Source organism: Halomonas litopenaei, assembly GCF_003045775.1.
Taxonomy (GTDB): domain Bacteria; phylum Pseudomonadota; class Gammaproteobacteria; order Pseudomonadales; family Halomonadaceae; genus Halomonas; species Halomonas litopenaei.
In genome coordinates this window covers 147,440-169,502 of record NZ_PXNS01000001.1, presented here as the reverse complement: position 1 = coordinate 169,502, position 22,063 = coordinate 147,440, and the positions used below count along the sequence as shown (strand labels likewise).

Sequence of the window (22,063 nt, the reverse complement as noted above, 5' to 3'; positions counted from 1 at the left end):
TCGTGATTCCCTTTCACCCTAGCGCTGTCGGTTGACCCTGGCCAGGGTCCAGGGACGCTCACAGAGGGTTCAATCCACAACCCTAAGTCTACTTGACTCTAGCAGGCGGCACGCGCTTCGCACCGTATCCGAGGAATCCATCAGAAGGGATAGTCGCGAGGCTCGTGCTGGACGCTGACCCATTGCACGGTTGTCATCTCGTTCAGCACCCAGTCGCCGTTGAAGCGGCCGATCCCGGAATTCTTCTCACCACCGAACGGCATGTGTGGTTCGTCGTTCACCGGCATGTCATTGACGTGCACCATTCCCGACTCTATCTGGCGTGCCACCCGTTCGCCGCGCGCCGGACAACCGCTGAAGACCGCTGCGGAGAGGCCATACTCGGTGGCATTGGCGATGCGTATCGCCTCGGCCTCACCGTCGGCCTTGATGATGCCGGCGATCGGACCAAATATCTCGTTGCAGGCCAGGTCCATCTCCTCGCTGACATGGCTGAACACCCAGGGATGCAGGCAAGGGCCTTCAAGAGAGCCCTCGAGCGCCACCCGGGCACCAGACTCCCGGGCCCTGTCGATGGTGTCCTTCAGCCCGTCTAGCTGTTGATCGTTGATGATCGGTCCGATGACGGTATCTGCGTCGGAGGGGTCCCCGACCTTGAGCCCCTTGACCCGCTCGACGAAGCGCTCGACAAAGGCGTCGTGGATCGACGCATCGACGATGATACGGTTGATGGCGATGCAGATCTGGCCCTGATGCATGAACTTGCCGACCACCGCCGCCCGTACGGCCCGATCGATGTCAGCGTCATCGAGCACCACAAAGGGACTGTTGCCGCCGAGTTCCAGTGCCACTGGCTTGATATGTTCTCCGCCGACCGCCCCCTTGGCGATCTGTCGGCCCACCTCGGTGGAACCGGTGAAGGAGATAAGCTTGGCTAGCCGATGTCCGACCAGCGGGTCGCCGAGCTCGCTGCCGGCACCAACCAGAACACTGAGGAGCCCCTTCGGCAGCCCCGCTTCCTCGTAAAGCCGTGCCAGCAGCAATCCACCGGTCAAGGGGGTATCGCTGGCAGGCTTGAGCACCACGGCGTTACCCAGCGCAAGGGCGGGGCCGATGGTGCGCTGGGTCAGGTGGAAGGGAAAGTTCCAGGGACTGATCACGCCAATCACGCCCAGCGGCTTGCGATAGACCCTATGGTCCTTGCCCGGGACGCTCGAAGCGGCAGTGGTACCTTGCACGCGAGTGGCCATGGCGGCGGCTTCGAGCGACATCTCCCAGGCATTGTTCCACTCGAGTTCGGCCTTGATGCGAGTGCTGCCCGACTCGCGGATGAGCCACTCGACCAGTTCATCCTTGCGCTCTTCCATCAGTTCGGCGACACGGCGCAGTACAGCCGCTCTGTGGGTAGCGCTGGTATCCGCCCACTGCCGTTGCGCTCGGTCGGCTGCATCAAAGGCATGCTCGACGTCGGAGCAATCTGCCTGGGTGATCTCCACCAGTTGTTTCTGGTGGTAGGGGTCCATCACCTTGAGCGACTCGCCGGAACTTCCAGCCCTCCATTCACCGGCGATCGGCTGCAGATGAAGATCCTTGAGGCTCCACATAACGACTCCTTTCGCTCCGTATAGCTTTCGTCCAACTATCGTCACACGAGGCTAGTCAACCATCACTCGGGTCGCAAGACCCGTCGGAGTGACGATTTGTGTCCTGACATTATTGCCAATGGCCTCTCCTGACCGAGGTGGAGTCTACCTCTCCTCCTCCACAGGGGGCTCGGCTGAAGCGCCCTCCCTACCCCAGCCCACGGATAGGCTGAGCTGATGCTTGCGATCATCATGATGTTCGAATCAGCGGAATACCGGCGACAAAACTGACCCCTGTCAGCAGAGCTGAATCGAGACAGCCATAGACTGAATCTCGACGGGAAGACATCAAGCCACTTTTCAAGCCGCTTTGCTTCTTATGCTCGCCGACGCCCGAGCCTTATGCCCGCCGACGCCCGAGCCAGGCACATGCCCAGCTCCGAGCAACAGGCACTGCACACGCCAAGGAGGTTTCGCAGGTCGCTTTTTCTTTCCTTTGTCATGTTACTGGAGGCCAATGATGGCTGTTACCAACCTCGCTGAACTCGACGCTCTCGTCGCCAGGGTCAAGGCCGCGCAACGGGTCTTTGCCAGCTTCTCTCAAGAGAAGGTCGATGCGATCTTTCGCGCCGCCTCGCTTGCCGCCAACCAGGCCCGCATACCGCTGGCCCGCCAGGCGGTAGAAGAGACCGCCATGGGCGTGCTCGAGGACAAGGTGATCAAGAACCACTTTGCCTCGGAGTTCATCTACAACAAGTACAAGGACGACAGGACCTGTGGCGTCATCGCTACCCACGATGAAGCCGGCACCATGACCATCGCCGAGCCGGTGGGCCTGATCTGCGGCATCATCCCCACCACCAACCCCACCTCCACGGCCATCTTCAAGGCGCTGATCTCGCTGAAGACCCGCAACGGCATCATCTTCTCGCCCCACCCGCGCGCACGTCACTGCACCAACGCCGCCGCGAAGCTGGTGCTGGAGGCGGCGGTGGCTGCCGGTGCACCACAGGACATCATCGGCTGGATCGACCAGCCCTCGGTGGCGCTGTCCGAGGCCCTGATGAAGCACGAGGGCATCAACCTGATCCTGGCCACCGGCGGGCCCGGCATGGTCAAGGCGGCCTACTCCTCGGGCAAGCCGGCCATCGGTGTGGGTGCCGGCAACGTGCCGGTGGTGATCGACGAGAGCGCGGACATCAAGCGGGCGGTGGCCTCGATCCTGATGTCCAAGACCTTCGACAATGGCGTGGTGTGCGCCTCGGAGCAGGCGGTGATCGTGCTCAAAGAGGTCTACGACGAGGTGCGTGAACGCTTCGCCTCCCACGCGGCCTACCTGCTGTCCGCCGACGAGGCCGACCAGGTCCGTCAGGTGCTTCTGAAAAATGGCGCGCTCAACGCCGCCATCGTCGGCCAGTCGGCGGCGACCATCGCCGGGCTCGCCGGCATCGAGGTGCCCGCCGACACCAAGATCCTGATCGGCGAGGGCGAGCGGGTCAGCATCGACGACGCCTTTGCCCACGAAAAACTGTCACCGACACTGGGCATGTTCCGCGCCAGTTCCTTCGAGGACGCGGTGGACCAGGCCTGCACCATGGTCGAGTTCGGTGGTATCGGCCACACCTCGGGGCTCTACACCGACCAGGACACCCAGCAGTCACGTATCCGCTACTTCGGCGACCGCCTCAAGACCGCGCGCATCCTGGTCAATATCCCCACCTCCCACGGTGGCATCGGCGACATGTACAACTTCGACATGGCGCCTTCGCTGACCCTCGGCTGCGGTTCCTGGGGCGGCAACTCGATCTCCGAAAATGTCGGTCCCAAGCACCTGATCAACACCAAGACCGTGGCCAACCGGGCGGAAAACATGCTGTGGCACAAGCTCCCCGAATCGATCTACTTCCGTCGCGGCAGCCTGTCGGTGGCGTTGACCGACCTCAAGGACAAGAAGCGCGCCTTTATCGTCACCGACCGCTTCCTGTTCAACAACGGCTACGCCGATGAGCTGATGGCCCTGCTCAAGGGCCTCGGCATGGAGGTCCACACCTTCTACGACGTCGAGGCCGACCCCACCATGTCGATCGTCGACAAGGGCGCCGAGGCCATGGCCAGCTTCCAGCCCGACGTGATCCTGGCGCTCGGCGGCGGCTCACCGATGGACGCCGCCAAGATCATGTGGGTCAAGTACGAGCACCCGGACGTGCACTTCCAGGATCTGGCGATGCGCTTCATGGACATCCGCAAGCGGATCTACCAGTTCCCCACCATGGGCGAAAAAGCCAGCCTGGTGTGTATCCCCACCACCTCCGGAACCGGCTCCGAGGTCACGCCTTTCGCGGTGGTTACCGATGACGCCACCGGCATCAAGTACCCGCTGGCGGACTATCAGCTGACCCCGGACATGGCCATCGTCGATGCCAACCTGGTGATGAAGATGCCCAGATCGCTGACCGCGTTTGGCGGCTACGACGCCGTGACCCACGCGCTGGAGGCCTACGTCTCGGTGCTGGCCAACGAGTTCTCCGACGGTCACGCGCTGCAGGCGCTGAAGCTGCTGAAACAGTACCTGCCGGCCAGCTACCGTGAGGGCGAGCGCAACGCCGTGGCCCGCGAGAAGGTCCACAGTGGCGCCAGCATCGCCGGCATGGCCTTCGCCAATGCCTTCCTTGGCGTGTGCCACTCCATGGCCCACAAGCTCGGCGCCGAGTTCCACCTGCCCCATGGCCTGGCCAATGCGCTGCTGATCACCAACGTGGTGCGCTTCAACGCCAACGACAACCCGACCAAGCAGACCGCCTTCTCCCAGTACGACCGGCCCAAGGCGCGCAGCCGCTACGCCGAGGTCGCCGATCACCTGGGGCTGTCCCTGGCCGGCGACCGCACCGCCCAGAAGGTCGAGCGCCTGATCAACTGGCTCGATGAGCTCAAGCGCGAGCTGGACATCCCCGCCTCGATCAAGGAAGCCGGCGTCCCCGAGGCCGACTTCCTGGCCAAGCTCGATGAAGTGGCCGCAGAGGCCTTCGATGACCAGTGCACCGGCGCCAACCCGCGCTACCCCTTGATCAGCGAGCTCAAGGAAGTGCTACGAGCGTCCTACTACGGGGAGGTCTATGTGGAGGGCGAGACCTTCGCCGGCACCACCGTGATCAAGAAGAGCGAAGCGCGCGCGCCGGCCCGGGCGCTTGCCGATGACCCTGCCAAGGCCCCGGAAAAGGCCCGACAGAACGCCAGGAACGAAGCGAGCACACCCACCGGCAAGGCGGCTGGCCGCAAGGCGAAGAAGGAGAAGGCCGACGCCTGAGCCCAAGCTAGCGCCAGAGCCCTTGGCAGGGCTTGATCGAAAGGGGTCCCGCCACGACCACAGCCCCCGCGAGAGCGATCTCGCGGGGGCTGTTGCGTCTCGCAAACAGTCACCAGTGCTTATCCCCTGCGCTAAGGGCCCAACCGGTGTGCATGCCGCCGCCAAACCCGCCTGCGCTATGCCTGTGCTATACCTGCGCTATAGTGTCGGGACGATGGCTGCATCAATGTCCATTTTGAGACCCTGTGGCCGCCCCGCCTGGAAGGACACCTGCATGACGGCCGCCTTTACCACCCGACAGATCGACTCCCGAGAGCGCTTCGCCTTCTGGCACGACGTCGTCTGCAGCCACTGCATTCCAGCCGACAGCCAATGCCTCGACGAACGGCCCTTCCATGGCAGCCTCAACATCAGGCAATACGGCGACGTCGCCATCAGTACCATGGCCGCCTCTTCCCACCGCTGGCGCCGGCAGTCACACCACCTGTCCCGCGACAGCGACGATGACCTGTGGCTCGGCTTTCTCGAGAACGCCACGGCCAGACTCGACCAGGATCAGCGGCGGATCGCCATCGGGCCCGGCGACCTGGTGCTGTACGATGCCTGCCGCCCGTTCGAATGGTGCCTGAGCGCCAGCGCGCTTCATCTGGTGCGCCTTCCTCGGGCGCCCTTGATGCGTCGCCTGACCTCCACCGAGCCGCTGACCGCGCGACCTATCCCGGCGACCTTGCCCGGCGCCACCTCTTTGAAGGCGTTGATCCGAGACGGCGCCCGGCTAGACGCCGAAGCCTCGTCGATCGGGCTCGGCGAGGCGATGGTCGATCTGGCGGCTCTGGTGCTCGAGGGGCTGGGCGGCGCTGGCGACAGTCGCAACGACGTGCTCTACCGACGCCTTTGTCACTACCTGCAACAACAGCACCAGGACCCGTCCCTGAGCCTCGATCGCATCGCCCGGGACAACCATGTCTCTCGGCGCACCCTCACCCGGCTGTTCGCTCAGCACGGTCACACCCCCATGGCAGCACTGTGGGCGATTCGCCTGGAGCAGAGTCGCGCCACCCTGCGGGCAGGTGGTATCCGCAGCGTCACCGAGGTCGCCCTGGAGCATGGCTTCACCAGTGTCTCCCATTTCAGCCGAAGCTTCCGTCAGGCCTACGGTCATTCGCCCTCTACCTTGCTGCAAGCAGGTCGCCACGCACCCGAGACGATGTGACCCCACCAGCTCGCTCTGGCCCTCTCGGGCCACCGCTTGGCCCGTTCAGGCAAACCTGAGTCCCTCGCCCTGCCTACCCTGAAGGTGAGCGTCTTCTCTCACCATCAGGATGACAACAATGACAGACCATCCGCTGCACTTTGACGGCCTTATCGAGGTCGGCCGTCGAATCCAGTCCAGGGAACTGAGCGCCGTCGAGGTCACTCGAACCATGCTCGAGCGAATCGACAGCGTCGATACCACCCTGAACAGCTTTGTCACCGTCATGGCCGACAGTGCACTTGAACAGGCCGCCCAGGCGGACCGCGATCTGGCCGCTGGCATCCACAAGGGGCCGCTTCAGGGTGTTCCAGTGGCCGTCAAGGATCTGCTGTGGACAGCGGGGACCCGGACGACCCACGGCATGCCCCTGCACCGTGACCACGTGCCCCGGGAAACGGCCAGCGTGGTCACACGCCTCGACCAGGCCGGGGCCGTGCTGCTAGGCAAGCTGCAGCAGACCGAAGGCGCCTTCGCCGATCACCACCCCGACATCACGCCGCCCACCAACCCCTGGGGCGAGGCCCTGTGGTCAGGCGCCTCGTCCAGCGGTTCCGGCGTGGCCACCGCCGCCGGGCTGTGCTTTGGCTCGCTGGGCACCGACACCGGTGGCTCGATTCGCTTCCCCTCGGCCGCCAACGGCGTCACCGGCCTCAAGCCGAGCTGGGGCCGAGTCAGCCGACACGGCGCCTTCGAGCTGGCGGCCTCGATGGACCACATCGGGCCGATCGCCCGCAGCGCCGCCGACGCAGGGGCGCTGCTTGGCGTTATTGCCGGTGCCGACGAACGTGACCCCACCGCCGTCCCCCTCGCCGTGCCGGATTACCTGGCCGGCATGACACGGGGCCTGAAGGGCCTGCGTATCGGGCTCGACCCTCACTGGGCCATCGAAGCGGTGGATAACGAAACCCGCGGCGTCCTCGAACAGGTCGTGTCCACGCTAGGACAGCTCGGTGCAGTGATCGAGGAAATCGACTTCCCCGACACCCAGCAGGCGGTATTCGACTGGGCGCCACTGTGCGGCGTGGAGACCGCCGTCGCCCATGCCGAGACCTTCCCCAGCCAGCGCGAAGCGTACGGCCCTGGTCTTGCTGGTCTGATCGACCTGGGCCGCGCCCAGAGCGCCATGGACCACCAGCAACGACTGCTGCGCCGGGCCGAGTTCAAGGGCCGGGTCGATCGCCTCTTGGCCAGTATCGACCTGCTGATCGCCCCGGTCACCGCCTACGCCGCCCCGTCGATGGCGTTCATGGAGAAGTTCGGCGAGGATGAAGCGCTGTTTTCCGGCATGCTGCGCTATACCTGTCCTTTCGACCTGAGCGGGCACCCGACCATTACCCTGCCGGCGGGCTTCAGCCAGCAGGGCGGGCCCATCGCCTTCCAGTTCATCGCACCGATGTTCAATGAAGCGATGCTGGTACGCGCTGGCTGGGCCTTCCAGCAGGTCACCGACTGGCATCGTCGACATCCAGAGCTGTAGCCCTCGCGCCTTCCTTCTCTTGATGGCTCCCGCTGGCGGGTGATGGGAGCGCTCCGATGGCCTAAAGTCGGGTCAACAGGACCGCTTTACGCCACGAGGTGCTCCCATGTCCCTGCTCGACCAACTGGCCGAGGCACGTATCCAGAAGGCGCAGCAGGAAGGCGCCTTCGACAACCTGCCGGATCACGGCAAGCCCATCGAACTCGACGACGACAGCATGATTCCCGAGGCGCTGCGGGCAGGCTACCGACTGCTGAAGAACTCAGGCTATCTGCCCCCGGAGCTTCAGCTTCAGCGCGAGATTCGTGAGGTGGAAGACCTGCTGGCGCAGACACAGGAAGCCGCCGAGCGAAGCGCTTGCGAGAAACGCCTGCGTCTTCTGCGCGCACGGCTTGGCGAAAGCGGGCGGGGTGCCAGTCGGCTTCTTGAGCTGGGGCGCTATCATGACCGGCTGCTGGAGAAGTGGGAGGGAGACTGACCCTGCGGTTACCGTCAGTACGGTGTGCTAGCGTGAGTCCGACCGGGTGTGCAACGGGACGTCGCGTTGGCGCCAGCGCCGTGACCGCCACAGCCCCAGCGCCAGCAAGACACCGGCGGCGATGACCGGCAGCATGGGCGGCGACGCCGGCGTCCTGAGGGCCACCCCGACCTGGGCGTAGAGCGAGGTCGCGCACAGCACAAAGCCGGCCAGCGGCACCGTCCAGGTCGCCCAGGCAGCCCCCTTCCGAAACGGCCCCCACAGCAGCACACCGACCAGCAGCGCCACGCTGAGACAGGCGCCCCCCAGGGCGTGCATCAGCGCCAGCAGGACCTGCCGGGTACCTGGAGCGACCGACGCCCAGTCGAGCCCCATGGCGGCGGCGTGGTAGGGCATGAACTCGCTGCTGCCGAGATAGACCAGGCCGAAGGCGATCAGAATCAGGGTCGCCAGTGCATGGCAGGCGAGAGCACTTCTTGAATACGGGGTCACGGCGGTTTCCTGGTGATTCGAGCGAGTACAGCGGACATCTTTGCCTAGGGCTTGTCTGAAAAGTGCCTGCACTCGGTAATACGGCGTTAAAAATCGGATCAAAATGCTCATTTACACTCCGTAAACTGCGCTTTCTCACCGATTTTTGCCTTGTCTAACCTTCGCTCGTCGACTTTTCGGACAGCGCCCAAATAGGGCTCCGCCGATGATAGCCGGCAACTTTGTCACCCCGCGCTCCCACCCTGACGCCGCGATCGTTTCAGCACACTAATCCGACGGTATCAGACGGCCGCAGGTCAGGCTCACCGACGGTGCTGACATCGATGAATTCGCGACGCTCGAGCGCCATTCGGCCTGGGACCATGCATCACCGCCAGCGTCAGGCTGCGGCGCGTCCACCATGCAGCAACCTGACCGCCAGCATGCCGATCACCACCCCCCAGAAGGCCGCGCCCAGACCGAACAGGCTCATGCCCGAGGCCGTCACCATAAAGGCGATCACCGAGGCCTCGCGGTGGTCCTCGGCGGCGATCATGGCGGCCAGGTTGCTGGTGATCGCACCGATCAAGGCAAGCCCCGCCAGTACCGCCACAAAGGCCCCGGGCAAGGAGGTGAAGAGCGCCACGATAGTACCGGCGAACAGCCCGCCGACCAGGTAGAAGACGCCGTTGGCGACCCCGGCGACGTAGCGACGGCCCGGGTCCTGGTGGGCATCCTTGCCGGTGCACAGCGCAGCGGTGATGGCCGCGATCACCGTGGTGATGCCGCCAAAGCAGGCGGTGGCGAAGGAGGTCAGGCTGGCCACCGTCAGAATCGGCCGAGCCCTGGTGTGATAGCCCGCTGCGTGCAGGATTGCCATTCCCGGCAGGAACTGGCCGGTCAGGCTCACCACCACCAGCGGCAACGCGAGGCTCAGGGTGCTGGTGATGCTCCACTCGGGAGCGATGAAACGGGGAATCGCCAGGTGCACACCGACGCCGGCGAGACTCGCGCCTTCCAGCACCACGGCGAGCACCACACCGGTGATCAGCAACAGGATCAGGCTGTAGCGCGGCGCCAGCCGCTTGAACACCAGATAGGCCAGCAGCATGCCGACGGCGAGCCAGGGCGAGGTCTCGATGGCCGCAAAGGCACCGAGGCCGAACTGGAACAGGATGCCCGCCATCATGCCGGCGGCCACGCCCGACGGAATCAGCGCCATCAACCGGTCGAAGCTGCCGGTGATACCGATGATCAGCATCAGCACCGCCGCTGTCAGGTAGGCGCCTACCGCCTCGCCCAGCGACAGCTCCGGGAACAGGGTGATCAGCAGCGCCGTACCCGGCGCCGACCAGGCCGTCACCACCGGCACCCTGAGCCACAGGCTCAGGACGATGCCCGACACCGCCGCCCCCAGCGAAATGGCCCACACCCAGGAGGTCATCATCTCGGGTGAGATATCCGCCGCCGCCCCGGCCTGGAAGAAGATCGCCAGCGGCCCCGAGTAGGAAATCAGCACCGCGACAAAGCCTGCCGTCACCGCCGACAGTGACAGGTCACGAAAAAGGGACGACCCTGCAGCCGCCCCTTGGGGTGCGGTTACGGTATCGGAGTCGGTTCGGCGCATGGGCTGGCTCCTTGATGATGGCGTCGATGTACGGCCAGGAATGTCACCTGGTGGGTCCCCCGGCGACGTCGACGGAAGACAAAAAAGGCCCGGCACGCGGCCAGGCCAAGGAGGATACAAGATTCACCACGCCGTCCCGCAGGTACAGCGGGATGCAAGGTGGGTCCACGTCACGCGGCATCAACCGGCTAGCCCAGGTCGCCGCCGGCCACCGGCACCACCGTGCCGGTGATATAGCTGGCGTCGCGGGAGGCCAGAAACAGGATCGGCCCGACCTGCTCGTCCAGGGTGCCGTAGCGGTGCATCAGGCTCGACGCCAGGGTCTGGTCGATCAACTGCTGGTACCACAGCTTGTCCTGTTCGCTCTGGGGCTCGGCGTTGCGCGGCGTCAGCCGGGGCGGCGCCTCGGTGCCGCCGGGGGCGGTGGCATTGACCCGTACGCCGTGCTCGGCCATCTCGATGGCCAGCGCCACGGTCATGGCGTTCACCCCGCCCTTGGCTGAAGCGTAGGGCACCCGATTGACCCCGCGGGTGGCCACCGAGGAGACGTTGACGATATTGCCGCCGCTGTCGATCAGGTGGGGCAGCGCCGCGCGACAGCACCACAGCGTCGGAAACAGCGAGCGACGCACCTCGGCCTCGACCTGCTCCGGGCTGTAGTGGGTGTAGGGCTTGGCCCAGATGGTCCCGCCGACGTTGTTGACAAGTACGTCCAGTCGCCCGAAGCGCTCGATGGCGCTCTTGATGGCGCTCTCGGCGCCCTCCCAGGTTTCCAGATCGGCGTTCAGGGCAAGGACCTCGACTCCCTGCTCGCCAAGCTCGCGGGCCACCTGGTGGACATGTTCGGCGCGATCGACCAGCACCAGGGCAGCGCCCTCGTCGCCGGCCCGCTCGGCCAGACGCCGACCGATCCCCTGGGCGGCGCCGGTGATCAGCATCACCTGTCCTTCGAATCGCTTCATGTTGCTGTCCTTCTGCTGTCGGATGCGGTGGGTGAAGTGGCCACGGCGTGGCCTCAGCCCACACCGAGGTGGGTATCGAGGATCGAGGGATCGGCCCTCAGCGCCTGGCTGTCACCGTCGAACACCACCTTGCCCTTGACGATCAACAGGTGGCGGTCGCCCACCTCGAGCAGGTTGTCGATGTTCTTGTCGACGATGATGCTGGCGATGCCCGAGGCCTTGATGGTGCGCAGGATCGACCAGATCTCGTCGCGGATCAGCGGCGCCAGCCCTTCGGTAGCCTCGTCGAGAATCAACAGGCGCGGGTTGAGCATCAGCGCGCGACCGATCGACAGCATCTGCTGCTCGCCGCCGGACAGCAGCGAACCATCGTGGCCGATGCGCTCCTTGAGCCGGGGAAAGGTGTCCAGCACCCGCTCGATGTCCCAATCGGTGCGACCGTCAGCCCCCGGACGTGCGGCCATCACCAGATGCTCGCGCACGCTGATACCGGGAAAGATGCCCCGCCCTTCGGGCACATAACCGATGCCCTGACGAATGATCTGCCAGGGACGGCGCTTGCGAGTATCCAGCCCCATGATCCGCACCTCGCCATGGCGCGGCGGCACAAAGCCGAGGATCGACTTCAAGGTGGTGGTCTTGCCCATGCCGTTGCGACCGAGCAGGCTCAGCGTCTCGCCGGCTCTGAGGGTCAGATCCACCCCGTGCAGCACATGGCTTTCGCCGTAGAAGGTGTGCAGGCCGGTGGCCTCGATCAACGGCGACTCGACATCCTCGGCAGCGTCCACCCGTTGCGTTCCTGCCTCCTTGATCGCCACATTCATGACGTCACCTCGCTATTGCTGGAGCCGTTGCCGATATCGACGCTATCGCTGTTCGGGCGACTGTCCTCGCTGTTGTCGTGACGTCCCAGATAGACGTCACGCACCGTTTCGCTTGCACGAATGCTCTCGGTGTCGCCGCTTTCCAGCACGCAACCGTCGACCATCACGGTGATGCGATCGGCCAGGCGGAACACCGAGTCCATGTCGTGTTCGATCAACACGATGGTGTAGTCGCGAGACAGCCGCTTGAGCAGGTCGGCGACCTGGTCGGTCTCCTCCCGGCCCATGCCGGCCATCGGCTCGTCCAGCAGCATCAGCTGTGGCTGGGTCGCCAGCACCATGGCGATCTGCAGCTGGCGCTGCTCGCCGTAGCTCATGCCGGAGGACACCGTATGGGCCCGGGTCACCAGACCACAGGTGTCCAGCGCGGCCAGCGCCCGCTCATCGACTTCGCGGGCCCGCCGGCGCGAGCGCCAGCTGCCGATGACGCCACCGTGGTGGATACGCGCGGCCAGCTGGCAATTCTGCAGACAGCTCAGCCGCGGAAAGATGTTGGTCTTCTGGTGGCTGCGACCGATACCGAGTCGGGCGACCTGGTGGGCCTTCTTGCCCTGGATCGCGCTGCCGCGATACTCGATCTCGCCGCGGGTCGGCGGAATCTCGCCGGACAGCAGGTTGATCAGAGTGCTCTTGCCGGCACCGTTGGGGCCGAGGATGGCGTGGATCTCGCCCTGCTCGACCTCGAAGTCGACGTCATTGACCGCCAGCAGGCCACCGAAGCTGCGGGTCAGCCCGCGGGTCTTGAGCATGCTGCTCATGAGGACACCTCCCCGGCGCTTTTGCCGACGCTTTTACCGTCGCTGTCGGAGGCGGAAGTCTGTCTGCCCTTCGCCAAGTTGTCCTTGCCACCGCCAAGCCGCCCCAGCAGCGAGGCCTGGCGCCCCGGCGGGTCGAGCAGCAGCCCGGCGATGCCCTTGGGCAGCACCAGCACCGCGACGATGATGGTCAGGCCCATCAGGATCGGCCAGTGGTTGGTCAGGTGCTCGTAGAAGTACAGCAGCAGTTCGTAGGCGAAGGCGCCGAGGATCGGCCCGAAGATGGTGCCCATGCCGCCGAGGATGACCATCATCAGCACCTCGCCGGAGTGGTGCCAGCCAAGCTGGGCCGGGTTGGCGAAGCCGTACTGCATGGCCGCCAGCATGCCGGCGACGCCGGCGATCATCGCCGAAACCACGAAGGCGATCAGCTTGTATCCGGTAGTGGCGTAGCCCAGCGCCTGCATGCGGTGCTCGTTGTCGTGGATGCCGTCGAGCACCTGGCCGAAGTGGGAACGGGTCAGCGCGCGCAGGATAAGATAGACCGCTACCAGGAGCGCCAGGCAGAAGTAGAAGAACGTCAGCGGGTTGTCGAGGTCGATCAGCGGCGTCTCGCCCATGGCAAGGCTCGGCCGGAACATGATGAAGACGCCGTCGGTACCGCCGGTCATGCTGGAGGTGCTGACGGTGTAGAACAGCATCTGGCCGAAGGCCAGGGTGGTCATGATGAAGAAGATGCCCTTGGTACGCAGCACCAGCAGGCCGACGATGGCGGCGACCAGGCCGGAGACCAGCATCACCAGCGGCAGCATCCACCACAGCGAGGCGGCGCTGAAGTCGGGGCTGGCCATCGCCAGGGTGTAGGCCCCCAGGCCGAAGAACAGCGCATGGCCCAGGCTGACCAGGCCAAGGATACCGACCAGCAGGTCGAGACTGACGGCGAACAGGGCGAAGATCAGCATCAGGGTCAGCTTCTCCATGAAGAAGGCGCTGGACTCCCCGAATACCGCCGGCCCCCAGGCCGGATAGGCGATCAGCAGCGCCAGGCCCGCCAGCAGCAGGACCGTCACGCGCTTGGGATATCGATGCAACATGGTGTTTCTCCTCCAGACGGGTGTCCCGTCTGCAAAGGGGTCCGATCAGGCGGCAAGGGATGCCCGAGCGGAGGGTGATTGTCGTCGGGTCTCAGGCGAACAGGCCGCGCGGCTTGATCAACAGCACCAGCGCCATGATCAGGTAGATCAGCATGCTGGCGAGACTCGGGATCAGCACCGGACCGAAGGTCTCGGCCATGCCGATCAACAGCGCGCCGAAGAAGGCCCCCTTGATCGAGCCGATGCCGCCGATGACCACCACCACAAAGCAGGTGATCAAGATCGAGTCACCCATGCCCGGCGTGATCGACGACAGCGGCGCCGCCATCATCCCGGCGAAGGCCGCCAGGGCCACGCCGACACTGAAGATCAAGGTGAACAGGGTGCGGATATTGATGCCGAGCCCTTCGACCATCTCGCGATTGACGGCGCCGGCGCGGATCACGATACCGAGCCGGGTGTGGCGGATGATCCAGTAGATGGCCCCCGCCAGTACCAGGCACACCGCCGCCACGAACAGCCGATAGACCGGGTACTGCAGGTTGTCGGTCAGGGCGATGGCGCCGGTAAAGGGCTCCGGCAGCGCCACCGAGTGGACGTCGCCGCCCCAGATGATGCGCTGGGCCTCGTTGAGCACCAGGATCAGGCCGAAGGTCAACAGCACCTGGTAGAGGTGGTCACGCTTGTACAGGGTGTCGAGAAACAGCCGCTCGATGACCAGCCCCAGTAGCACCGCGATGGGCACCGCGATCAGGATCGCCAGCCAGAAGTTGCCGAGGCGCTGGGTCAGGTCGAAGGCCAGGTAGGCGCCGATCATGTACATGGCGCCGTGGGCCAGGTTGATGATGCCCATGATGCCGAAGATCAGCGTCAGGCCGCTGGCGATAAGGAACAGCAGCAGGCCGTACTGAAAGCCGTTGAGCAGCTGCACCCCGAAGAAGGCAAGGTCCATGAAGAACTCCTTTGGCGTTGGCCCGCCCGAGAGCGCCCGGTATTCGCGGGCACCTCGGCGAGGTCATTGACGCGGTGAACGAAGGTCGCCTCAGCTCTTCATCGGGCAGGCGCTGTCAGGAACTTCCAGCTGCTCGCTGGCGATCGAGGTGACGTGGTGCTCGCCGTCCCTTACCTCGCGCAGGTAGACGTTCTGGATCGGGTGGTGGGAGGCCGAGAAGCTCACCGGGCCGCGCGGGCTGTCGAGTTCTACCGCTTCCAGCGCCGCGATCAGCGCCTCGCGGTCGGGCTCGCCGTCAATCGAGGCGTAGGCCTGGGCCAGCAGCTTGCCGGCGTCGTAGCCTTGCACCGCGTAGGTGTCCGGGGCCTCGCCGTAGGCTTCCTGGTAGGCCGAGACGAAGGCCTGGTTCTGGGGGGTATCCAGGGTCTCGGCGTAGTGCATGGTGGTCTGTACGCCGTTGGCGGCCTCACCCAAAGCCCCCAGGTTGCCGTCGGTCAAGAAGCCCGAGCCATACAGCGGAATGCTGTCGTTGAGCCCGGCAGCGGCGTAGTCCCGCACGAAGCCGACCCCGCCACCACCGGCGAAGAAGGTGTAGACGGCGTCCGGGGCGATGCTGGCGATCTGCGCCAGGTAGGTCTGGAACTCGGTGCTCGGAAACGGCACCAGGATCTGCTCGACGATCTCGCCGCCGGCATCGGTGAAGGCCTGCTCGAAGCCGGCCAGGTCTTCCTTGCCGCCGGCGTAGTCCCAGGTGATGGTGACGATCTTGCGATGGCCCTGGTCATAGGCCACCTGACCCATGGGATAGCTGTTCTGCCACATGCTGAACGAGGTACGGAAGACGTTGGGCATGCACAGCTGGTTGGTGGCCGCCTCGAGTCCGGCGTTGGGAATGATGGTGATGGCGCCGGTCTGCTTGGCCACCCGCAGCATGCCCATGGCGACGCCGGAGTGGACCGGACCGATGACCACGTCGACGCCATCACCCTTGACCAGGCGGCTCATGTTCTGGGGCGCCTTGGACGGGTTGGCCTCGGAGTCCAGGGTCACGTACTCGACGCCATGACCGCCGAGGCTGCCGCCCTCCTGCTCGATGGCGAGCTTCAGCCCATTGGTGATGGACTCGCCCAGTGCGGCGTAGGTGCCGGAGTACGGCAGCATCAGCCCGAGCTTGACGTCGTGCTCGGCCAGGGCCTGGGTGGACAGGGCGGCGCCGGCCAGCGCCAGGGTCGCGGCCTGCAGCGACCGTGCAAGCGGGCCAAGGCGCCGGGATGACTGGGAAGCCTGGCGGCGGCGGTGCGTGTTATCGGTGGTGGGCGTGTTATCGGTGCTGGGCGTGTTATCGGTGTTGAGGTTTTTATCGATAGTGAGCTTGGCCATGATCATGTCTCGTCAGGTTGTGATTATCGTTATGAGATTGCGGGGCTCTCGGTCGACCGGACGCCCCGGCCTGTGGCTGTCGGTTGTCGGCTGTCTCTTGTCGGCAAGGGCGAAAGGTCTCCCTTGCCGGATCTGCTTCGGGGCAGGGCGCGTCAGTTGGGCGTGAACTTTTCGTAGTGAAAGCTCGCCGGCTTGATGCCCTGTTGGTCGAAGTGCTTGAGCACCGCGTCCACCATCGGCGGCGGGCCGCACAGGTAGACGTCGACGTCGCCGTCATGCAGCTTCTGCGGGTCCATGTGATGGGTGACGTAGCCCTTGCGCTCGTGGCTGCTGTCCTCGTCGGCGACCACCGTCAGGTAGTCGAAGTCGGGCAGCGCCTCGACCGCCGCGTCGAGTTCTTCGCACTTGACCAGATGATCGTCCTTGGTCACGCCATAGATCATGTGGATCGGCTGGTCTGCTCCCTCGCCCTGGGCCTCGAGCGCGGCAAGCTGCTTGAGCATCGACAGGAAGGGTGCAAGCCCGGTGCCGCCGGCCAGCATCAGGATCGGGCGCTGGATGGCGCGCAGGTAGAAGCTGCCCATGGGGCCGGTCACCGCCATGGCGTCACCGGCCTTGGCCTTGTCCGCCAGATAGCCGCTCATCAGCCCGTCCGGCACATTGCGGATCAGGAAGCTGGCGCGGGATTCCCCCGGCAGCGAGCTGAACGAATAGCTTCTGTGCTCACCACAGCCCGGTACCTCCAGGTGCACGTACTGCCCCGGCAGGAAGTTCAGCGGCTCGCCTTCGATATCGATGGCAAGCTCGATGGAGTCCTCGGACAAGGGCTCGACGTGGACCACCGTGGAGGCACGGCTGTCGACCTCGGTCTTGCATATCGTCGAGGCCACCGGCACCGACAGCACGCAGTCCGAGGACGGCACCATCTGGCAGGTCAGCACCTGCCCCTCGTGCAGTTCCTCGTCGGACAGCGCCTCGTCGATGTACTCGTCACCCAGCTCGAACTCGCCCTGGTCGCAGTGGCACTTGCAGGTGCCGCAGACGCCGTCGGAGCAGTCCATCGGCAGGTTGACCTTGTTGCGGTAGGCCGCATCGAGGACGGTCTCGCCCTCGTTGCAGTCGATAAAGCGCGACACCCCGTCTTCGAAGTTGAGCGCGATGGTGAAGCTCATGGTCGTTCTCCTTCACCGACTTAAATGTGATAAACGTCGATGACCTGGTGGATATAATCGTTATTGAGCTGCACCTTCTTGCGCGTGATAAGCGGGCTGTCACCGGACACGTCCAGGGTGTAGAAAGACACCCCGAAGTAGCTGTCGGTCTGCTTGTAGCGGTGGCTCAGGGTGTGCCAGTTGAAGCGCACCTCCAGGCTGTCGCCCTCCTCCTTCATCACCTCGATATTGGTGATCTGGTGGGTGGTGCGCGGCTCCGGCGTGCTGGCGCCACTGCGCTCGGTCTTGATCCGATAGACGCGATCCTCGAGCCCTTCCCGATTGGGGTAGTAGATCAGCGAGATCTCGCTGTTCGGGTCACCGGTCAGGGTGTCGTCGTCGTCCCAGCAGGGCATCCAGAACTCGGCCTTCTTGTGGTACAGGGTCAGCCACTCGTCCCACTCGCGTTCGTCCAGAAGGCGTGCTTCGCGATAAAGAAAGGCCTGGATGTCGTGATAGCTGATGCTCATGATTCGTCTCCTTTCCGCAGGATTCAGGCTGAGGCCGTGGCGATGAACTGGCTGCGTTCCTTGTCGATGGCGCGCAGCATTTCCTCGACCCAGTGCTGGTGGTGCAGCACGTAGAGGCCTTCGTCCTCCGGCGAGGCACCGCTCTTCAGCGGCTTCATGTCGATGGCGCTGGCGTCTTCGTCGGGACCATCGATCCACTGCTTGGCGCCACGCGACAGGTCATTCCATTCGGCCAGGGCACCGTTGTAGCCGTTCTGGCAGCCGCGGAACTCTTCCAGATCATCCGGCGTGCCCATGCCGCTGACGTTGAAGAAGTCCTCGTACTGGCGGATGCGCACGCGACGGTTCTCCGCCGATTCACCCTTGGGCGCGAAGCAGTAGATGGTGACCTCGGTACGGTCCACAGCCAGCGGACGCAGCACCCGAATCTGGGTCGAGAACTGGTCCATCAGATAGACGTTGGGGTACAGACACAGGTTGCGGGTCTGGTTGACGATGTTGTCGGCGCGGGCCTCGCCCAGCTCCTTCTCGATGCGCTCCTTGTGCTCGTAGACCGGACGCACCTCGGGATTGAGCAGCCGGGTCCACAGCATCATGTGGCCGTTCTCGTAGGAGTAGAAACCGCCCTTGGACTTGGACCAGCCGTCGGCGTCCACCGCCTTGGTGCCGCCTTCGTCGTAGTTGCGACGGTCCATGGTGGAGGCGTAGTTCCAGTGCACGGTGCTGACGTGGTAGCCGTCGGCGCCGTTCTCGGCCTGCAGCTTCCAGTTGCCGGTGTAGGTGTAGGACGAGGTGCCGCGCAGGATCTCGAGACCTTCCGGGGCCTGGTCGACGATGTTGTCGATGACCTTCATGGTCTCGCCCAGGTACTCCTCGATGGGCATGACGTCGTCGCTCAGGCTGCCGAACAGGAAGCCCTTGTAATTGCTGAATTTGGGCAGGCGCTTGAGGTCGTGGGAGCCGTCCTGCTTGAAGGCGTCCGGGTAGGCGCCGGCCTTCTCGTTCTTGGCCTTGAGCAGACGCCCGTCGTTCTTGAAGGTCCAGCCGTGGAAGGGACAGGTGAAGGTGCCCTTGTTGCCCTGCTTGCGACGGCAGATGGTGGCACCGCGGTGGGCGCAGGCGTTGATCAGGGCATGAAGCTCGCCCTCCTTGTCGCGAGTGATGACCACCGGCTGGCGCCCCATGTTCAGGGTGAAGTAGTCACCGGGCTCGGCGATCTGGCTCTCGTGGGCCATGAACAGCCAGTTGCCCTCGAAGATGTGCTTCATCTCGAGCTCGAAGAACTCGGGGTCGGTGAACATGCTGCGGTGGCAGCGAAAGACGCCCTGTTCGGGGTCATCCTCGACGGCACCACGCACGCGGGCTTCGATCTGATCGAGTTTGTTGCTCATCGTTGTTCTCCTCTCTCATTCGGGCAGCTGTTCCGAGTCGCTCGCCCAGCCCACCCTTTGGGGCAACATGCCCGTAGGGCAGGCGTGGCTTGGCGCGGCGCTGTCCACCACGGGGGCTCCCGTGGAACTCGGCGGTTAGTTCAGGGTTGTCGCGAGTCCAGGCGGCTCAGCCGTCTTCGAGGGCGCGGGGGCGCTTGTGACGCTGCTGCAGCTCGGTCTCGCTGGTGGCGGCAAGCTCGATGTCGAACACCACCTCGGTGAAGGGCCCCTCGAGGCCACGATCGCTGGCCTCGCTGGCGTCCTCGATGCGCCTGGCGTCCACCACCAGCTCCTCGCGGGTGGCGAAGGCGAAGTCGTCGTAGGTGTAGGGGTCGCCGGCGAGGTTGATCTGGGTGGTCAGGTGCTTGTACCCGGGCGCCGAGATAAAGAAGTGGATATGCGCCGGTCGCTGGCCATGACGACCGAGCAGGTCCAGCACCTGCTGGGTCGGGCTGTCCGGGGGGCAACCGTAGCCGGAGGGGATGATGCTGCGCGCGCGATAGCGGCCATCGGCGTCGGTGTAGATGGTACGACGCAGGTGGAAGTCGGCCTGGGACGGGTCGAAGAAGCTGTAGTTGCCCTTGCTGTCGGCGTGCCAGATCTCGACCTTGGCCCGTGAGATCGGCTGGCCCTGGGTATCGCGTACCTGACCGGTCAGCCACATTGCCTCGGCGTCGGTGTCCGAGCCGTCGTCCAGGCGCGCCTCGCCCTCGGACTCCGGGGCACCGGCGACGTACAGGGGCCCCTCGATGGTGCGCGGGGTACCCCCGGCAAGGCCGCGGGCGGCGTCCTCGGCGTCCATGCGCATGTCGAGGTAATGATCGAAGCCCAGACCCGGGGCCAGCAGGCCGTACTGGGTCTCGGCGCCGAGCGCGTTGAGCACGCTGACGCCCTGCCAGAATTCTTCCGGGGTGACGTCGAAGTCATCGATCAGCTTGTACAGGTCCGACAGCAGACGATGCAGGATTTCCTTGGCCCGCTCGTTGCCTTCGGTCTTGTCGAAGCCGGCGACGGTATTGAGGAAGTCCTGTACCTCCGGGGTGTCGAAGATGCGCACTGACTTGGTGGTGGGATTGAGACTGTTCATCTGGCGGTCCTCAGGTGTGGCGTACTTGTCGTTATCGTTGTTGGCGGTACTGGCCGGGGCCTGGCGATTCGCTCTGCCCCGACGTCTGGCTGGCCAGGGGCAGACCCTAGCTGTCGTCATCGCGGATCGAGGACGGGTGGCGGCACAGCGGCTTGACGCGGATCTCCATGTAGGGAAACAGCGGCAGGTTCGATACCAGCTCCTGCAGCTCGGCGTTGTCGGCCACGTCGAACACGCTGACGTTGGAATAGCTGCCGGCCACCCGCCACAGATGGCGCCACTTGCCGGAGCGCTGCAGCTCCTGGGCGTAGTCCTTCTCGCGGGCCTTGATCTCGGCGGCGCGCTCCGGCGCCATATCCGGCGGCAGCTTGACGGTCATTTCCACCTGAAACAGCATCTTCGTTCTCCTCTCGATCGGGGGCCGTCGATGCAGCCCTGGAGGCTCGCGCGGCCGGTCTGATGGCGATGTCGCTCAGCTGCGTGCGTACTCGCGCAGCTTGTCGTGATCCAGTTCGAGCCCGAGTCCCGGGCCTTGCGGCAGCGCCACGCCAAAGTCGTCGTAGCGCAGGGGGGTGGTGACGATGTCATCGGTCAACAGCAAGGGGCCGAACATCTCGGTGCCCCAGGCCATCTCGGGCAGGGTCGCCCAGGCGTGCAGCGAAGCGGCGGTACCGATGGAGCCCTCGAGCATGGTGCCGCCGTAGAGGCCAATGCCCCCGGCGTCGGCCAGGTGGGCCAGGCGCAGCGCGCCGCGCGGCCCGGCGCTCTTGGCGATCTTCAGGGCGAAGGCGCCGCTGAAGCCGGACTCGATCAGTGCCAGCCCGCAGCGCAGGTCCTGGACACCTTCGTCGGCCAGCATGGTGACCTCGAAGCGATTGGCCAGTCGTGCAAGCCCAGCCCGCTCGTGGGCCGGAATGGGTTGCTCGATCAGGTCGACCCCGGCCTCCTCCAGGGCGGCGATGGCGCGCACCGCGGTGGCCTCGTCCCAGGCCTGGTTGACGTCGACCCTGACGCTGGCGCGATCCCCCAGTGCGGCCTTGATGGCGGCAACGTGGCGCACGTCGTGATCCACCTCGTTGGCGCCGATCTTGAGCTTGAAGTCACGATGGCGACGCTGCTCGAGGCGCTTTCTGGCCTCCTCGATATCCTTGTCGGTATCGCCACTGGCCAGCGTCCACAGCACCGGCAGGTGATCGTGGCGGGCGCCGCCCAGCAGTGTCGCCAGGGGCACCCCGAGACGCTTGCCCTGGGCATCCAGCAGCGCGGTCTCGAGCGCCGACTTGGCGATGACGTTGCCCTTGGCCAGCTTGTCGAGCCGGGCCATGGCGAGGTTGACGTTGTCCGCCGCCAGGCCGACCAGCGCCGGCGCCAGGTAGGTATCGATGTTGACCTTCATGCTCTCCGGACTTTCCGGGCCATAGGCCAGGCCGCCGATGGTGGTGGCCTCGCCGATGCCTTCGATACCGTCTGCGCACTTGAGGCGTACGATCACCAGCGTCTGGGTGGCCATGGTGGCCATCGACAGCTTGTGCGGTCGGATGGTGGGCAGGTCGACCAGCAGGGTCTCGACGCTTTCGATCAGGGCGGTCATGGCGGCTCCGGCAATTACCATCAGCTCGTTGTCATCCACGGGCTGGCGATCT

The 22,063-nt window shown here is 65.0% G+C and carries 19 protein-coding genes; 4 read left to right on the top strand and 15 right to left on the bottom strand.

All coding sequences use genetic code 11. The annotated features are described in order from the left end of the window. Positions 1-140: 140 nt before the first annotated feature. Positions 141-1,604, bottom strand: coding sequence for an aldehyde dehydrogenase family protein (locus C6W88_RS00800; protein WP_108131189.1), 1,464 nt, complete (start codon positions 1,602-1,604; stop codon positions 141-143). A 499-nt stretch (positions 1,605-2,103) separates the two neighbouring features. Here C6W88_RS00800 and adhE point away from each other — a divergent pair, with 499 nt between their 5' ends. The 4 genes from adhE (at position 2,104) to C6W88_RS00780 (ending at position 8,097) form a co-directional block, all read left to right on the top strand. Beyond that, entirely contained in the window at positions 2,104-4,887 is a 2,784-nt protein-coding gene (gene adhE, locus C6W88_RS00795; protein ID WP_108131188.1) for a bifunctional acetaldehyde-CoA/alcohol dehydrogenase, read from the top strand. A 274-nt stretch (positions 4,888-5,161) separates the two neighbouring features. After that, the gene (locus C6W88_RS00790) at positions 5,162-6,100 is read left to right on the top strand and encodes a helix-turn-helix domain-containing protein (RefSeq protein ID WP_045991363.1); all 939 of its coding nucleotides are present in this window, start codon (positions 5,162-5,164) and stop codon (positions 6,098-6,100) included. Positions 6,101-6,218: 118 nt separating this feature from the next. Further along, entirely contained in the window at positions 6,219-7,619 is a 1,401-nt protein-coding gene (locus C6W88_RS00785) for an amidase (RefSeq protein ID WP_108131186.1), read from the top strand. 106 nt (positions 7,620-7,725) lie between these two features. Then, positions 7,726-8,097: a DnaJ family domain-containing protein gene (locus C6W88_RS00780; RefSeq protein WP_108131185.1), complete on the top strand. Its 372-nt coding sequence runs from the start codon at positions 7,726-7,728 to the stop codon at positions 8,095-8,097. Between the two features lie 27 nt (positions 8,098-8,124). Here the strand turns inward: C6W88_RS00780 and C6W88_RS00775 are convergent, their stop codons facing one another. The 14 genes from C6W88_RS00775 to C6W88_RS00710 form a co-directional block, all read right to left on the bottom strand. Continuing rightward, positions 8,125-8,589, bottom strand: a complete 465-nt coding sequence (locus C6W88_RS00775) for a hypothetical protein (protein ID WP_108131184.1) — start codon at positions 8,587-8,589, stop codon at positions 8,125-8,127. A 379-nt stretch (positions 8,590-8,968) separates the two neighbouring features. Next, positions 8,969-10,195 carry a benzoate/H(+) symporter BenE family transporter gene (locus tag C6W88_RS00770; protein ID WP_108131183.1) on the bottom strand — a complete coding sequence of 409 codons (1,227 nt, stop codon included), beginning with the start codon at positions 10,193-10,195 and terminating at the stop codon, positions 8,969-8,971. A 188-nt stretch (positions 10,196-10,383) separates the two neighbouring features. Next, a complete protein-coding gene (gene benD, locus C6W88_RS00765) occupies positions 10,384-11,157 on the bottom strand; it encodes a benzoate diol dehydrogenase BenD (RefSeq protein WP_108131182.1) in 774 nt (257 codons plus the stop codon). A gap of 53 nt (positions 11,158-11,210) precedes the next feature. Next, positions 11,211-11,981 (bottom strand): ABC transporter ATP-binding protein, encoded by a 771-nt coding sequence (locus tag C6W88_RS00760; protein WP_108131181.1) that lies wholly within the window; start codon positions 11,979-11,981, stop codon positions 11,211-11,213. Then, positions 11,978-12,799 (bottom strand): ABC transporter ATP-binding protein, encoded by an 822-nt coding sequence (locus C6W88_RS00755; protein ID WP_108131180.1) that lies wholly within the window; start codon positions 12,797-12,799, stop codon positions 11,978-11,980. Before C6W88_RS00755 ends, C6W88_RS00760 begins: the two co-directional genes overlap by 4 nt. Further along, on the bottom strand, positions 12,796-13,890 hold the full coding sequence (locus tag C6W88_RS00750) for a branched-chain amino acid ABC transporter permease (protein ID WP_108131179.1): 1,095 nt from the start codon (positions 13,888-13,890) through the stop codon (positions 12,796-12,798). Before C6W88_RS00750 ends, C6W88_RS00755 begins: the two co-directional genes overlap by 4 nt. Before the next feature lie 91 nt (positions 13,891-13,981). Then, positions 13,982-14,842: a branched-chain amino acid ABC transporter permease gene (locus C6W88_RS00745; protein ID WP_045991438.1), complete on the bottom strand. Its 861-nt coding sequence runs from the start codon at positions 14,840-14,842 to the stop codon at positions 13,982-13,984. Between the two features lie 90 nt (positions 14,843-14,932). After that, positions 14,933-16,222, bottom strand: coding sequence for an ABC transporter substrate-binding protein (locus tag C6W88_RS00740; RefSeq protein WP_108131596.1), 1,290 nt, complete (start codon positions 16,220-16,222; stop codon positions 14,933-14,935). Positions 16,223-16,374: 152 nt separating this feature from the next. Beyond that, a complete protein-coding gene (gene benC / locus C6W88_RS00735) occupies positions 16,375-17,394 on the bottom strand; it encodes a benzoate 1,2-dioxygenase electron transfer component BenC (protein WP_108131178.1) in 1,020 nt (339 codons plus the stop codon). Between the two features lie 20 nt (positions 17,395-17,414). After that, positions 17,415-17,903 carry a benzoate 1,2-dioxygenase small subunit gene (benB, locus tag C6W88_RS00730; protein ID WP_108131177.1) on the bottom strand — a complete coding sequence of 163 codons (489 nt, stop codon included), beginning with the start codon at positions 17,901-17,903 and terminating at the stop codon, positions 17,415-17,417. Positions 17,904-17,926: 23 nt separating this feature from the next. Continuing rightward, on the bottom strand, positions 17,927-19,294 hold the full coding sequence (locus C6W88_RS00725) for a Rieske 2Fe-2S domain-containing protein (protein ID WP_108131176.1): 1,368 nt from the start codon (positions 19,292-19,294) through the stop codon (positions 17,927-17,929). Positions 19,295-19,460: 166 nt separating this feature from the next. Beyond that, complete coding sequence (catA, locus tag C6W88_RS00720; RefSeq protein ID WP_108131175.1) at positions 19,461-20,420, bottom strand: catechol 1,2-dioxygenase; 960 nt, start codon at positions 20,418-20,420, stop codon at positions 19,461-19,463. Between the two features lie 106 nt (positions 20,421-20,526). Beyond that, positions 20,527-20,817 (bottom strand): muconolactone Delta-isomerase, encoded by a 291-nt coding sequence (catC, locus tag C6W88_RS00715; protein ID WP_045991433.1) that lies wholly within the window; start codon positions 20,815-20,817, stop codon positions 20,527-20,529. 75 nt (positions 20,818-20,892) lie between these two features. After that, positions 20,893-22,011: a muconate/chloromuconate family cycloisomerase gene (locus C6W88_RS00710; protein ID WP_108131174.1), complete on the bottom strand. Its 1,119-nt coding sequence runs from the start codon at positions 22,009-22,011 to the stop codon at positions 20,893-20,895. Positions 22,012-22,063 lie beyond the last annotated feature (52 nt).

What these genes read in the sequence shown, in the direction of transcription:
- C6W88_RS00770 (WP_108131183.1), bottom strand. Translation starts at nt 10,195, where the DNA reads ATGCGCCGAACCGACTCCGATACCGTAACCGCACCCCAAGGGGCGGCT.
- C6W88_RS00790 (WP_045991363.1), top strand. Translation starts at nt 5,162, where the DNA reads ATGACGGCCGCCTTTACCACCCGACAGATCGACTCCCGAGAGCGCTTC.
- benC (WP_108131178.1), bottom strand. Translation starts at nt 17,394, where the DNA reads ATGAGCTTCACCATCGCGCTCAACTTCGAAGACGGGGTGTCGCGCTTT.
- C6W88_RS00755 (WP_108131180.1), bottom strand. Translation starts at nt 12,799, where the DNA reads ATGAGCAGCATGCTCAAGACCCGCGGGCTGACCCGCAGCTTCGGTGGC.
- adhE (WP_108131188.1), top strand. Translation starts at nt 2,104, where the DNA reads ATGGCTGTTACCAACCTCGCTGAACTCGACGCTCTCGTCGCCAGGGTC.
- C6W88_RS00780 (WP_108131185.1), top strand. Translation starts at nt 7,726, where the DNA reads ATGTCCCTGCTCGACCAACTGGCCGAGGCACGTATCCAGAAGGCGCAG.
- C6W88_RS00710 (WP_108131174.1), bottom strand. Translation starts at nt 22,011, where the DNA reads ATGACCGCCCTGATCGAAAGCGTCGAGACCCTGCTGGTCGACCTGCCC.
- C6W88_RS00745 (WP_045991438.1), bottom strand. Translation starts at nt 14,842, where the DNA reads ATGGACCTTGCCTTCTTCGGGGTGCAGCTGCTCAACGGCTTTCAGTAC.
- benB (WP_108131177.1), bottom strand. Translation starts at nt 17,903, where the DNA reads ATGAGCATCAGCTATCACGACATCCAGGCCTTTCTTTATCGCGAAGCA.
- catC (WP_045991433.1), bottom strand. Translation starts at nt 20,817, where the DNA reads ATGCTGTTTCAGGTGGAAATGACCGTCAAGCTGCCGCCGGATATGGCG.
- catA (WP_108131175.1), bottom strand. Translation starts at nt 20,420, where the DNA reads ATGAACAGTCTCAATCCCACCACCAAGTCAGTGCGCATCTTCGACACC.
- C6W88_RS00750 (WP_108131179.1), bottom strand. Translation starts at nt 13,890, where the DNA reads ATGTTGCATCGATATCCCAAGCGCGTGACGGTCCTGCTGCTGGCGGGC.
- C6W88_RS00785 (WP_108131186.1), top strand. Translation starts at nt 6,219, where the DNA reads ATGACAGACCATCCGCTGCACTTTGACGGCCTTATCGAGGTCGGCCGT.
- C6W88_RS00740 (WP_108131596.1), bottom strand. Translation starts at nt 16,222, where the DNA reads ATGGCCAAGCTCACTATCGATAAAAACCTCAACACCGATAACACGCCC.
- C6W88_RS00725 (WP_108131176.1), bottom strand. Translation starts at nt 19,294, where the DNA reads ATGAGCAACAAACTCGATCAGATCGAAGCCCGCGTGCGTGGTGCCGTC.
- C6W88_RS00800 (WP_108131189.1), bottom strand. Translation starts at nt 1,604, where the DNA reads ATGTGGAGCCTCAAGGATCTTCATCTGCAGCCGATCGCCGGTGAATGG.
- C6W88_RS00760 (WP_108131181.1), bottom strand. Translation starts at nt 11,981, where the DNA reads ATGAATGTGGCGATCAAGGAGGCAGGAACGCAACGGGTGGACGCTGCC.
- benD (WP_108131182.1), bottom strand. Translation starts at nt 11,157, where the DNA reads ATGAAGCGATTCGAAGGACAGGTGATGCTGATCACCGGCGCCGCCCAG.